10 protein-coding genes are annotated in these 13,345 nt (G+C 74.0%); 3 read left to right on the top strand and 7 right to left on the bottom strand.

The window, feature by feature from the left end:
• Positions 1 to 108: 108 nt before the first annotated feature.
• Entirely contained in the window at positions 109 to 339 is a 231-nt protein-coding gene (locus Q2K16_RS16860) for an FmdB family zinc ribbon protein (protein WP_302738569.1), read from the bottom strand.
• A gap of 56 nt (positions 340 to 395) precedes the next feature.
• Here Q2K16_RS16860 and Q2K16_RS16865 point away from each other — a divergent pair, with 56 nt between their 5' ends.
• The 3 genes from Q2K16_RS16865 (at position 396) to Q2K16_RS16875 (ending at position 6,145) form a co-directional block, all read left to right on the top strand.
• A complete protein-coding gene (locus Q2K16_RS16865; RefSeq protein ID WP_302738570.1) occupies positions 396 to 1,670 on the top strand; it encodes a lytic transglycosylase domain-containing protein in 1,275 nt (424 codons plus the stop codon).
• A 72-nt stretch (positions 1,671 to 1,742) separates the two neighbouring features.
• Positions 1,743 to 2,759: a GNAT family N-acetyltransferase gene (locus tag Q2K16_RS16870; RefSeq protein WP_302746510.1), complete on the top strand. Its 1,017-nt coding sequence runs from the start codon at positions 1,743 to 1,745 to the stop codon at positions 2,757 to 2,759.
• Between the two features lie 113 nt (positions 2,760 to 2,872).
• A complete protein-coding gene (locus tag Q2K16_RS16875) occupies positions 2,873 to 6,145 on the top strand; it encodes a lamin tail domain-containing protein (protein ID WP_302738571.1) in 3,273 nt (1,090 codons plus the stop codon).
• A 61-nt stretch (positions 6,146 to 6,206) separates the two neighbouring features.
• On the opposite strand, the gene Q2K16_RS16880 is transcribed toward Q2K16_RS16875, so the two are convergent.
• From Q2K16_RS16880 to Q2K16_RS16905, 6 genes are all read right to left on the bottom strand, one after another.
• Positions 6,207 to 6,866, bottom strand: a complete 660-nt coding sequence (locus Q2K16_RS16880; RefSeq protein WP_302738572.1) for a helix-turn-helix transcriptional regulator — start codon at positions 6,864 to 6,866, stop codon at positions 6,207 to 6,209.
• 590 nt (positions 6,867 to 7,456) lie between these two features.
• The gene (gene hemB / locus Q2K16_RS16885; RefSeq protein WP_302738573.1) at positions 7,457 to 8,440 is read right to left on the bottom strand and encodes a porphobilinogen synthase; all 984 of its coding nucleotides are present in this window, start codon (positions 8,438 to 8,440) and stop codon (positions 7,457 to 7,459) included.
• A 19-nt stretch (positions 8,441 to 8,459) separates the two neighbouring features.
• Positions 8,460 to 10,040: a bifunctional uroporphyrinogen-III C-methyltransferase/uroporphyrinogen-III synthase gene (locus Q2K16_RS16890; protein ID WP_302738574.1), complete on the bottom strand. Its 1,581-nt coding sequence runs from the start codon at positions 10,038 to 10,040 to the stop codon at positions 8,460 to 8,462.
• Positions 10,037 to 11,032: a hydroxymethylbilane synthase gene (gene hemC, locus Q2K16_RS16895; protein ID WP_302738575.1), complete on the bottom strand. Its 996-nt coding sequence runs from the start codon at positions 11,030 to 11,032 to the stop codon at positions 10,037 to 10,039. Before hemC ends, Q2K16_RS16890 begins: the two co-directional genes overlap by 4 nt.
• Positions 11,029 to 12,420 (bottom strand): glutamyl-tRNA reductase, encoded by a 1,392-nt coding sequence (locus Q2K16_RS16900; protein ID WP_302738576.1) that lies wholly within the window; start codon positions 12,418 to 12,420, stop codon positions 11,029 to 11,031. The genes hemC and Q2K16_RS16900 overlap by 4 nt, the downstream gene beginning before the upstream one ends.
• The gene (locus Q2K16_RS16905) at positions 12,417 to 13,187 is read right to left on the bottom strand and encodes a redox-sensing transcriptional repressor Rex (protein ID WP_145921832.1); all 771 of its coding nucleotides are present in this window, start codon (positions 13,185 to 13,187) and stop codon (positions 12,417 to 12,419) included. The genes Q2K16_RS16900 and Q2K16_RS16905 overlap by 4 nt, the downstream gene beginning before the upstream one ends.
• Positions 13,188 to 13,345: the final 158 nt, after the last annotated feature.

Below are 13,345 nucleotides of genomic sequence, written 5' to 3' on the forward strand. Positions count from 1 at the left end.
AACGGTCGGGCGATATCGGACCCGAGGTGTCACTGATCCCGGCGTACCGGTACGCCGATCCGTTACATTGGGCCGCTTCCGGCGCGGCCGGCAGCCGGCCCGGTCAGGTCAACAGCCGCAGCCGCCGCCGCAACAACCACCGCCGCCGGAGGCGGGACCCGCCGGGACGCCACCGGTGGCGGAGCCGCCCCCACGGCCGGTGACCGCCACGGTGGACAGCAGCTTGACCGTGTCTGCGTGACCCTGGGGGCAGTCGGCCGGCGCACCGGCCTCGGCCATCGGTCGGTTGACCTCGAAGGTGTCGCCGCACGCGCGGCAGCGGAACTCGTACCGGGGCATGGACCCACCCTACGGCCGGACCTGACTCCCTGGCCGACATGGGTGATACTCAAACGGTGGTGAGCGGCGAAGATTCGACGGAACGGCCCCTGCGCGCGGCGACCCCGCCCGAGGACGTGCCCCCCGCTCCGCGTCGCGGCTGGCTCTCCCGCCCCCGTCGCCCCCGCCACGACACCCTCACCCCGCCGGCCGCCCCGACCGCCGACGGACCCGCCGCAGATCCTCCCCCGGCCGCCGGCACGGACGTCCGCCCCGAGCCCGACGTGCAGGCCGCCACGGGCGGAGGGACCGGACCCGCCGAGCCGACCGGCACCGGTGGGAACACGGACGCCGACGGGACCGAAAAGACCGGCACGGGCGACGGGGCCGCGACCGGGGCGAAGATCGGTCGGCGGCGGCGGGTGCCGTTCGCACACGCCGTCCGGCTGCCGCCGCCCCGGCAGGCGGTGGGGGCCGCGACCCGGGCCACCCGGGCCTGGTCGCGCCGCCCCAGCGGCCGGTTGACCCTCCCCGGCCTGTTCCTGTTCGCGCTGGTCGCGGCGACCGCCGCGGTCGGCGCGGTGGTGGTGCCGAGCGCGGTCCGGGCCCCCCGGCCGGTCGCCGTGGACGACAGCGCCGCCGCCGTCCCCGAGATTCCGTCGGCCGGGGCGACCACCGGCGTGCCGGTGTTCCCGGGCGTCATCACCCCCACCGTGCCGCTGGGCGGCCTCCCGTCGGCGGGCGTGGTGCCGAGCGGGCCGGCCGCACCGCCCGCCGGCCGGCCCGCCGACGCGCTCGGCGACTGGGCCCGGGTCACCGGCAGCAAGGTGGGCGTCTCCCCGATCGCCATGCAGGCGTACGGCTACGCCGAGCTGGTGCTCGCCCAGACGAACCGGAGCTGCCAGCTGAGCTGGACCACGCTCGCCGCGATCGGCTACGTGGAGTCCCGGCACGGGCAGGCCAACGGCGCGACCCTCGGGGCGGACGGCCGGGCCGTACCGGAGATCATCGGTGATCCGCTCGACGGCAAGGGCGGGCGGTCCCTGATCCGGGACACCGACGGCGGGCTGTTCGACCGGGACACCGTCTACGACCGGGCAATCGGGCCGATGCAGTTCATCCCGACCACCTGGCAGCAGGTCGGCGCGGACGCCGACAACGACGGCCGCAAGGACCCGCACGACCTGGACGACGCGGCCCTCGCCGCCGGGAACTACCTGTGCCAGGGCGGCCGGAACATGACCATCCCCGGCGACTGGTGGGGCGCCATCCTCTCCTACAACGACGTACGCCGCTACGCGCAGGACGTCTTCGACAAGGCCCAGGAGTACGGGCGCGCAAGCCGTACGTGAGGTGATCGTTCGCATACATTGGCGGACCGGACACTTCCCCCGAAGAGCCGTTGACGGCAAGCTAGACGCGTGATGGTGCGCGAATGGGACCCCCGAACCGCGTCGTCCGCCGAGATCGGCTCCGTGCTGGACACGCTGAACGCGGTTCTCGCGGCCGACCTCCCGCAGGACCCGCCGTGGCGGGAGGATTCGCTGCGGGAGTACCTCTCCGAGGTGATGCCCGGCGAACGACGCATCTCCTGGGTGGCCCACGCCGATCCGCCGCCCGGCGGGGGTCCCGCCCCGATCCTCGGGCACGTGCAGGTGCTGCTGCTCGGTGACATCGGTGTGCTGGAGGTGCTGGTGCACCCGTCGGTACGCCGCAGCGGGCTGGGCCGTGAGCTGGTGCTGACCGCCGCCCGCCGGGTCTACCAGGAGGGTTTCCGGTCGATCGGCGTGGAGGTGGTCGGCGACACCCCGGCGATCGGTTTCTACTCGTCGCTGGGCTTCACCCGGGAGTACGTCGAGACCCGCAGCGTGCTCGACCTCGGCACGGTCGACTGGACGGCGCTGACCGAGATGGCCGTCGCCGTCGACCCGGGCTACCACCTGGAGTTCCACCCGGGCGGACCGTCCGACGACCTGATCGAGGCGTACGCGCGGGCGAAGGCCGAGGTCCGCGACGTCGAGGACGGCGAACTGCGCCCCAGTTCGTACGATCCGCAGCGGCTGCGGGACAGCCTCGACACGCTGCACCGGCGGGGCATGAAGCCGTACATCGTGCTCGCCCTGCACGAGGGCACCGGCGCGGTGGCCGGCCTGACCGAGGTGGTGGTGCCGGTCCAGCACCCCACCCGCGCCGACCAGTACGACACGATCGTGGTGCGTGACCACCAGGGCTACGGCATCGACCGGGCGATCAAGGCGCGGATGCTGCTGGAGCTGCGGTCCGCCGAGCCGGAGCTGACCGAGGTGCAGACCTGGAACGCCCAGGCCAACGAGGCGATGCTCAAGGTCAACGCCGAGTTGGGCTACCAGGCCGACCGGGACTGGTGCGAGTACAGCGTGGATGTCGCCGAGCTGGTGCACCGGCTCGACGCCCACCGCTGAGCAGGGCGACCGGCACTGTCGCGAATTCACCACATCGCCGCCCGGGGGATGGACGGCGGACAGCGACGCACCTTAACGTGCGTTGGTTCCCGTCCACCCATCGTGGAGGCCCCATGCGCCTGCGCCGCAGATTCGCCGCGCTCGCCACCGTCGCCGTCGTCGCCGTACCGGTGCTCGGCGTCGCTCCCACCGCGGCCACCGCCGCGCCCACCGACCTGTTCATCTCCGAGTACGTCGAAGGCTCGTCCAACAACAAGGCGATCGAGCTGTTCAACGGCACCGGCGCGGCGATCGACCTGACCGCCGGCGGCTACCAGCTCCAGCTCTACTTCAACGGGTCCACCACGGCCACCACGATCGCCCTCGCCGGGACCGTCGCCGCCGGGGACGTCTTCGTCTTCGCCGCCGCGTCGGCCGGCCCGGCGATCCTCGCCCAGGCCGACCAGACCACAGGCGCCAGCCTGTTCAACGGCGACGACGCGATCGTGCTGCGTCGGGGCGGCACCGTGCTCGACGCGATCGGGCAGGTCGGCGTCGACCCGGGCACCGAGTGGGGCAGCGGGCTGACCAGCACCGCCGACAACACGCTACGCCGGCTGCCGTCGGTGTCCAGCGGGGACACCGACCCGTCCGACGCGTTCGACCCGGCCACCCAGTGGGCCGGCTACCCCACCGACACCTTCGACGGGTTGGGCGCGCACACCCTCGACGGCGGCGGCCCGGTCGACCAGCCGGCCGTGCTGACCTGCGGCGGGACGTTGACCATCGAGGCCGGCGCGACGGGCACCCGGCAGGTCACCGGCACCGACCCGGACGACACCGTCGTCGACCTGGCGGTCACCGCGGTCAGCCCGGCCCCGGCCAGCGGTTCGATCAGCCGTACCGCGTTCGCCCCGGCGCCCGCGCCGGGTGGCACGGCGACCGCGACGGTCACCGCCACCGGCCTGCCCGGCGGCACGTACACGGTCACCGTGACCGCGACGGACGCCGACGGCGGCACCGCCACCTGTCCGCTCACCGTGCAGGCCAACGCGGTGCTGTCGGTGGGCCAGGTGCAGGGCCAGACCCGGGACGACGAGAACCCGCGCACCGACCGGTCGCCGCTCGCCCCGCCCACCGGCACCGGCACCAGCCCGCTGCTGTACGACGTCCGGGGCGTGATCACCCAGAGGTCGCTGACCCGCACCTCGGCCGGTGCCGACCAGTACGGCTTCTACCTGCAGAGCCGCACCGGTACCGAGGACGGCGACCCGCTCAGCTCGGACGGCATCTTCGTCTTCATGGGCGCGTTCACCACGCTGATCGGCGGCTACGCGCCGACCGTCGGCGACGAGGTGGTGCTGCGCGGGCGGGTGTCGGAGTACTTCGACCAGACCCAGCTCTCCGGTGCCTCGCTGGTCCGCCGGCTCGACACCGGGCTCGACGTGAACACGGCCGTGACCGTGCACGACGCGGTCCCACCGGCCGACGCGGCGGCGGCCGACCGGTTCTGGGAGCGGCACGAGGGGGCCCGGCTGCGGGTCCGCAGCGGCTCCGGCGTCACCGGCCCCCGGGACGTGTTCGGCTCCACCGCCGACTCCGAGGTGTGGGTGGTGGACCGGGCGGACCCGCTGCTGACGCGGACCGACCCGTACGCCCGCCGGGTCTTCCGGGACACCCACCCCCTCGACGACGTGCCGGGGCAGCTGTTCGACAACGGCAACGGGCAGCGCATCCTGCTCGGCGGCGGCGGCGTGAAGGCCACCGCCGGTGACTCGACGGCGCTGCTCCCGCCGGCGCGTACCTTCGACACCCTCACCGCCGACGCGTTCGGCGCGGTGTCGTACGGCTTCAGCAAGTTCAGCGTGCAGCCGGAGTCGCTGGCCCTGACCGCCGGGGTGGACCCGGCGGCGAACAACCCGCCGCGCCCGGCGGACCGGGCTCGGGAGGTCGCGGTGGCGACCTACAACGTGGAGAACCTGTACGACTTCCGCGACGACCCGTTCGACGGCTGCGACTTCACCGGCAACGCGGGCTGCCCGGGGGTGTCCCCGCCGTTCGACTACGTGCCGGCGAGCGAGGCCGACTACCGGGAGCACCTGTCCGAGCTGGCCGCGCAGATCCGTACCGACCTGCACGCCCCGGATCTGATCCTGGTGCAGGAGGCCGAGGACCAGGACATCTGCTCGATCTCCGGCGGCAGCCTGGTCTGCGGCACCACTGACGACGCCGACGGCGCGCCGGACACCCTCCAGGATCTGGCGCTGGCGATCCGGGCCGCCGGTGGTCCCGCCTACACGGCGGCGTACGACCGCACCGGCGCGGACGCCCGGGGCATCACCTCGGCGTTCCTCTACCGCACGGACCGGTTGTCGCTGGCCGGGGCGAGCGCCACCGATCCGCTGCTCGGTTCCGCGCCCACCGTGCAGTACCGGTCGGCGGGGCTGGCGTCCAACGCGGACGTGCAGAACCCGAAGGCGCTCAACGCGGTGCTGCCGGCCGACACCGACACCTCGACCGGCAAGGACGGCAACAACGTCTTCACCCGAGCGCCGCAGCTCGGCAAGTTCGTGGTGCGGGCGACGCCCGGCGGGTCGGAGTCCTACCTGCTGTACGCGCTGAGCAACCACTACTCGTCGGGGCCGGACAGCCGGGTCGGGCAGCGCACCGAGCAGGCCGCGTACGGTGCCGCGATCGTCACCGCGATCGAGGCGGCCGACCCGGACGCCCGGGTGGTGTACGGCGGGGACCTGAACGTCTTCCCCCGCCCGGACGACCCGATCGCGACCGCGGCGAACCCGACCCCGTCGGACCAGCTCGGCCCGCTCTACCGGGCCGGCCTGCGCAACCTCTGGGACGACCTGGTGGCCGACGTGCCGTCGGCGGCGTACTCGTACAGCTTCCAGGGGTCGGCGCAGACGTTGGACAACCTGTTCGTCAACGACGCGCTGCACGCCGACCTGGTGCAGGTCCGGGCCGCGCACGTCAACGCGGACTGGCCGGCGGAGTTCACCGGGGACGGCACCCGGGGGGCCAGCGACCACGACCCGCAGGTGGCCCGGTTCCGCAGCCAGCCGTCGCTGCGGGTGGCCGACGCCACCGTGGTGGAGGGCGACCGGGGCACCGGCACGATGACGTTCCAGGTCACCGTGTCCCGTCCGCTGTCGCAGCCGACCACGCTCTGCGCCGCCACGGTGGGGCTCACCGCGACGGTCGTGCTGGACTTCGAGCCGTACGTCGGCTGCCGGACCCTGCCCGCCGGGCAGACCTCGCTGGCGTTCCCGGTGACCGTCCGCGGTGACCGCAAGCGGGAGGCGGACGAGAAGATCGCGTTCGCGGTGGCCGGACCGCTGAACCTGCGGTTCGCCGACCTGCTGGCGACCGGCACCATCACCGACGACGACTGAGCGTCCGCACCTCCGACGGCCCGTCGGTCCGGCTTCCCGCCGGATCGGCGGGCCGTCACCGTCACCTGCGCACCGCCCGGGGCGGCGGCGGCACGTTGCGGTACTTCGCCACCCGCACCTCCCACTGGCTCCGGCGGCGCATCGCGTCCCGGAAGGCCCGGTTGCGGTAGAACGTCTCCGGTGGCCTGGCGAGCCCGTAGACGTCCGCCCACCACTCACCCGGTTCCGGGTCGAGGATGGTGTCCAGGTGCGACGGGTAGCGGCGGTCGGCACCGTCGCGGATGTCGTCGCGGTCCCGCATCGGGGTGAGCACCCGACCGAACTCGTCGACCACGGCCAGCCGGAAACCGGCCGCCGCGATGATCCGGCGCAACAGGGCGATGCTCGGGGTGAGCGCACCCGCCTCGATCCGCCCCACCGTGCCGTGGTGCACCCCCGCCCAGCGCGCCAGTTCCCGTTGACTCGCGTCGGCACGCCGCCGGACCGCCCGTACGATCCCGGCGGCGGGCCAGGGCAGGTCGTACGGTGTGCTGAGGAAGGTCGGCGGCTCGTCCTCCCGCCGTTCCTCCTCCCCGCCAGCGCCCTGCACGCCCCCGGACGGCTCCGGCCCGGCGACCGGATCGCCACCCGGTACCGGACCGGAGGCGCAGGCCGGAGAAGCCGGACCGGAGCCCGGGGCGGAATGGGCGGCCGGTCCGGGCGGCGGAGTGCAGTAGGTCATGCCGCCACCGTCGCGCCCCGCCGAGCACCGTCGCAACCCCGCCCTCGCCACCTGTGGACAACGGTGCCGCCTGTGGATGACCCCGCGTCAACCATTACCCTCCCCGATCACAGGGAGTAACCCCGCTGCTCGAATCTTCTCAGTTACAGGGAGTAAGGCTGGAATCAGCGTCGTCACCACCGCCAAGATCTGCAACATCCGTCTGAACTGTGGAAACGCAATTCGATCCCCGCCCACTACCCACCCCCATACCGACGCTTTGCTCTGCTGCCCTATCCGCGACGGACACCCACAGCAAGCGTCGCGCGGAAGGCAGCAGAGCAAAGTCTGCGCGGGAGGGTAGGTAAGGACGGGCGAAGGAATACGGAGAGCAACCATCCCGATGCCGAACCCCGGGGCAGACGACGCCGACGAGGGTCGGCCCTGTGCGCCGAGCCGACAGGCGGACAGCGCAGTGGAGGTCAGGCACCCGGCGCCGGAACCGGGCGGTGGGGCGCGTGGTCAGCCGAGCCGGAGTCGGGCGGCGGCCGGCGCGCTCAGGATGCGGCGGCGCTGCCGGATCGAGGGCCGGCAGCGCCCCGGCCGTCGGGTCAGTAGCGCTGGCGCAACAGAGCAGCGGCCTCGACCGCCCAGTAGGTGAGGATGATCTGCGCGCCGGCCCGCCGGATCGAGGTGAGCGTCTCCAACATCACCCGCTCGCGGTCGATCCAGCCGTTGGCGGCAGCCGCCTCGACCATCGCGTACTCGCCGGAGACCTGGTAGGCGGCGACCGGGACGTCCACGGCGGCCCGGACCGCCGCCACCACGTCGAGGTAGGGCAGGGCGGGCTTCACCATCACCAGGTCGGCACCCTCGGCCACGTCCAGCGCGACCTCGCGCAGCGACTCCCGCAGGTTCGCCGGGTCCTGCTGGTAGGTGCGCCGGTCACCGTCGAGCGCCGACTCGACGGCGTCGCGGAACGGGCCGTAGAAGGCGGAGGCGTACTTCGCCGCGTACGCCAGCACCGCCACGTCGGCGTGCCCGGCGGCGTCGAGGGCCCGGCGGACGACGCCCACCTGGCCGTCCATCATCCCGGACGGGCCGACCATGCTGACCCCGGCGTCCGCCTGCGCCACCGCCATCTCGGCGTACGCGGCCAGGGTCGCGTCGTTGTCCACCCCGCCGTCGGGGGTGAGCAGCCCGCAGTGCCCGTGCGAGGTGAACTCGTCGAGACACAGGTCACTCATCACCACGGTGGCGTCGCCGACCTCGGCCACCACGTCGCGGATGGCGACGTTGAGGATGCCGGCCGGGTCGGTGCCGCCGGAGCCGGTCGGGTCCCGCCGCTCGGGCACCCCGAACAGCATGATCCCGCCGACCCCGGCCTGGACCGCCTCCACGGCCGCCTTGCGCAGCGAGTCCCGGCAGTGCTGGAGCACCCCCGGGAGCGACGCGATGGCCCGTGGCTCGGTCAGCCCCTCCTTGACGAACATCGGCACGACGAGCTCGGCCGGGTCGACGCGGGTCTCGGAGACCAGCCGCCGCACGGCCGCGTTGCGACGCAGCCGGCGGGGCCGGATCTCGGGGTACGGCATGAGGGGCCTCCCAGTACGGCTAGCGGAACCTGAGCGCGGTCGGCCCCTGCACCTTCGAACCCCGACGCTGCTTCGCCGGCATGGCGGCGAGCTTCTCCCGCAGTTCGACGGCGTAGGCGGCGAGCGCCTCGACCAGGTCGGGCACCGAGGCGTGCGGCGGCTGCACGTCGACCCGCAGGCCGAACTCCGTCGCGGTCTCCGCCGTCTTGGGCCCGATGACGGCAACCACCGTACGCGCGTGCGGCTTCCCGGCGATACCGACGAGGTTACGCACTGTCGAGGAGGACGTGAAGAGCACCGCGTCGAACCCGCCCGACTTGATCGCGTCGCGGATCTCGGCGGGCGGCGGGGCGGCCCGGACCGTCCGGTACGCGGTCACGTCGTCGACCTCCCAGCCGCGCTCGGTGAGCCCGGCGGCGAGCGTCTCGGTGGCGATGTCGGCGCGGGGCAGCAGCACCCGGCCGACCGGGTCGAGGATCTCGTCGTGCGGGGAGAACTCCGCCAGCAGCCCCTCGGAGGACTGCTCCCCGGCGGGCACCAGCTCCGGCTGGATGCCGAAGGCGCGCACGGCGTCGGCCGTGGCCTCACCGATGCAGGCGATCTTGACGCCGCCGAAGTGCCTGGCGTCCAGGCCGTGCTCGGCGAACTTCTCCCAGACCGCCCGGACGGCGTTGACCGAGGTGAAGATCACCCAGGCGTACCGGCCGTCGACCAGCCCCTTGACCGCCCGCTCCATCTGGGCCGGGGTACGCGGCGGCTCGACCGCGATGGTCGGCACCTCGCACGGGATCGCCCCGTACGCGCGCAGCCGGGCGCTCATCGCGCCGGCCTGCTCCTTGGTCCGGGGGACGAGCACCTTCCAGCCGTACAGCGGGCGGTTCTCCCACCAGCTCAGCCTGTCCCGCTGACCGACCCCCTCGCCGACGGTGAGCACCACCCGGCCGGTGAAGCCGAGCGCCGCCGCGACGAACGAGTCCACGCTCGACGTGGTGGTGTACTGCGTCTCGCCGGTGCCGTCGCCGGTCACCCCGACCCCGGTCGCGCCGTCCACCCCGGCGGCCAGCAGACCGTCCCGCACGGCGGCCAGGTCACCGGCGTCGACCGCCAGGGCCAGCGAGCCCCGGGCGACGGCGGCGGCGAGCGCGTCGAAGTCCAGCGCGCCGACGTCCTCGACGTCGGCGGCGGTGCGTACCCCGGGCAGCGGCACCCCGGCGTAGGTGGCGACGCCCTCGGCCTGGCCGACGCCCGGCACCACCTCGAAGTGCGCGGCGGTACGGGCGACCGCCTGCACCTCCTTGACCACCGAGTCGTGGCCGAACGGGTCACCGGCGACCAGGTGCACCGCGTTGAGCCCGGAGCGGGCCGCGCTGATGAGCAGCTTCGCCACGTCGCCCGGCACGCCCTCGGCGGGGCTGAACTGGGCGTCGGACCGGGCCTGGGCCCGGACCACGTCGAGCAGCGTCTCGGGGACTCCCCGGTCGTACACCACCTGGTCGGCGTCGACCAGGGCGTCGTGGGCCCGGCGGGTCAGCAGGCCCGGGTCACCGGGTCCGGCGCCGACGAACGCGATGCGGCCGACGGGCTTACGGGTGCGGGTCATTCTGTGCTCCCAAATTGCTGGGTCCCCGGGCCGGTGCTTCCTTCGTGGCCGAGGATCGAGTCGGCGCCGAGTTCGAGGAGTTCGGCGGCGAGTGCCTTGCCGATCTCCGCCGCGTCGGCGGGCGTTCCGGTGCGGGACAGCCGGAGGTCTCGCGAACCGTCCGGGCTGATCACCGCCCCGCGCAGGTAGATCTCATGGACAACATCGCCTTCGGCACCCGAGCCGGTTGACTCGCCTTCGGCGACGACGGCGTAGGCGGCGACCGGGGCGGAGCACCCGGCCTCCAGGGTGGCCAGCAACGCGCGTTCCGCGACGACCGCGGCCCGCGACGGTGCGTGGTCGAGCACGGTGAGCAGCTCGACCAGGTCGGAGTCGTCGGCCCGGCACTCCACGGCCAGCGCGCCCTGGGCGGGCGCGGGCAGCATCAGCATCGGGTCGAGCGTTTCGGTGATCACGTCGGTGCGGCCGAGCCGGGCCAGCCCGGCCCGCGCCACGACGACGGCGTCGAGGTCGGCGTCGGGGCCGAGCACCCGGGCGAGCCGGCTGTCGACGTTGCCCCGGATCGGGGTGACCTCCAGGTGCAGGCCGAGGGCGTGCAACTGGGCGATGCGGCGCAGCGCGCCGGTGCCGACCACGGCCCCCGGCGGCAGCTCGGCGAGGGTACGGCCACCGGTGGCGACCAGCGCGTCGCGCGGGTCCTGCCGGGGTGGCACGGCCGCGACGTGCAGCCCGCTCGCCCCGGCGGTGGGCAGGTCCTTGTAGGAGTGCACGGCCAGGTCGATGGTGCCGGCGGTCAACGCGTCACGCAGCGCCGAGACGAAGACGCCGACGCCGAGGCGCTGCACCGGCGCGGACGACCGGTCCCCGGCGGTGACCACCTCGACCAGCTCGACGGCGCGGCCGGTCGCCGCGGTGATCGCCTCGGCGACGTGGCCGGACTGGGCCATCGCCAGGGCGCTGCCCCGGGTGCCGAGGCGCAGGGGGGTACTCATCGCTCACCTCCGGTGGGCGGCTGGTCGGTGTCGGTCGCCGGCACGTCGGCGACCCCGAACGAACCACGGCCGTCGACGGTCTCGACCACGTCGGGCACCGAGTCGACCCCGGAGGTCTGCGGCACCTCCAGGTCGAACAGTTCCCGCAGCAGCGCGGCGTACTGGTCGCCGCCCGGTTCGGCGGCGAGCTGGCGGACCTTGACGGTGGGCTGGTGCAGCAGCCGTTGCACCACCCGGTGCACCGTCCGGGCCACCTCGGCGCGCTGGTCGTCGCTGAAGTCCGGGCGACGCTGGGCGAGCCGGCGCAGTTCGGCGGTGACCACGTCGTCGGCGCGTCCGCGCAGGGCGGCCACGGTGGGCGCCACGTCGGCCCCGCGCAGCCAGCTCAGGAACGCCTCGACCTCGGCGGTCACGATCCGGCCGACCTCGGCGGCGTCGGCGGCGGCCGGCCCGTCGGCGAGCAGGGTGGCCATCCGGTCGATGTCGATCACCTCGACGCCGGGCAGGCCGGCCACCTCGGGTGCGACGTCGCGGGGCACGGCGAGGTCGAGCAGGACCAGGGGCCCCCGGGCGGGGTCGCGGCGGTCGAGCGCCCGGGTCACCACGTCGACGGTGAGGACCGGTTCGGTGGCCGCGGTGGCGGCCACTACGATGTCCACTGTGGAGAGCGCGGGGACGAGTCCGGCGATCGGGACGGCGTTCGCCCCGTACGACTCGGCCAGCCGGACGGCCCGGTCGGCCCCCCGGTTGGTGACGGTGAGCGGCCCGGCGGCCCGGCGGGACAGCGTCGCCACGCTCAGCGCGCCCATCGCGCCCGCCCCGACCACCAGGGCCGGCCGGCCGGCGAGGTCGCCGTCGAGCAGTTCGGCGGTGAGGTCAAGGGCGGCGGTGACGACGCTCTGGCCGGCCCGGTCGATGCCGGTCTCGGCGTGGGCCCGCTTGCCGACCCGCAGCGCCTGCTGCATCAGCTCGTGCAGCAGCCGCCCCGCGGTGTCCGCGCCGGAGGCCCAGTGGTAGGCGTCGCGGAGCTGGCCGAGGATCTGCGCCTCGCCGACCACCATCGAGTCCAGCCCGGCGGCGACCCGGAACACGTGGTCGACGGCGGCCGAGTCGTAGTGCACGTAGAGGTGGCTGGCGAAGGCGGCGGGCGAAGCGCCGGCCTGCTCGGCGAGGACGGCGCAGACGTCGCCGAGACCACCGTGGAAACCGGACACGGCGGCGTACACCTCCACCCGGTTGCAGGTGGAGACGAGCACCGCCTCGGCGACGTACGGCTGGGCGACCAGGCGGTCCAGGGTGCGGGTGAGGTCGGCGGGGGCGACCGCCAACCGCTCCAGCGTGGCCACGGGAGCGGTGCGGTAGGACGCGCCGACGACGAGCAGCTTCACGTGCCGATCGCCTCCTGGGTGTCGGGGGTCGCGAGCCCGCCGGGCAGGGCGGTGAGGGCGGAGCCGCCGGCGGCGGGCAGCGCGGTCAACGACGCCTTGCGGTGCTCGTGGAAGGACAGGATCTGAAGCTCGATGGCGAGATCGACCTTGCGCACGTCGACCCCGTCCGGCACCGAGAGTACGCACGGCGCGAAGTTGAGGATGCTCGTGACGCCGACGGCGACCAGCTGCTCGGCCACCGCCTGGGCGGCCGGCGCGGGGGTGGCGATCACGCCTATCGAGATCGCCTCCTCGGCGGCGACCCGGGGCAGCTCGTCGACGTGCCGGACGACCAGCCCGTTGATCATCTCGCCGACCCGCGACGCGTCGGCGTCGAACAGGGCCGCGATCCGGAAACCCCGGCTGGCGAAACCGTCGTAGCCGGCCAGGGCGTGACCGAGATTACCCACCCCGACCAGGGCGACCGCCCGGCGCTGGGTGAGCCCGAGCACGAACTCGATCTGGTCGATCAGCAGGGCGACGTCGTAGCCGACCCCCCGGGTGCCGTACGAGCCGAGGTGGGACAGGTCCTTGCGGAGCTTGGCCGAGTTGACCCCGGCCGCCCCGGCCAGCCCCTCGCTGGAGACCGTCTCGTGGCCGGCGTCGGCGAGGTTGTGCAGGGCGCGGAGATACTCGGGGAGCCGCGCGACGGTCGCCTCCGGGAGGTCCGGGAGCGCCGGTACGGCACCGGCGCGGCCGGGCGCGCCAGGGTGACGGTGCTGACTCATGAGACTCCGTGCGGTGCGATCCTCGGCCGGCTCCGGTGCCCGCCCGTTGGGGGACCCCCGCCGGTGGCCGGGCGAGCCGGCCGTGCTAGCAGGGCGCGTCGAAACTACAGAGTAGGCGCTTGTGAAGACGTGCACAAATCGCGATCTTGCTGAATCGC

Source organism: Micromonospora cynarisoli, assembly GCF_030518815.1.
In the GTDB taxonomy this organism is placed as follows: Bacteria; Actinomycetota; Actinomycetes; order Mycobacteriales; family Micromonosporaceae; genus Micromonospora; species Micromonospora wenchangensis.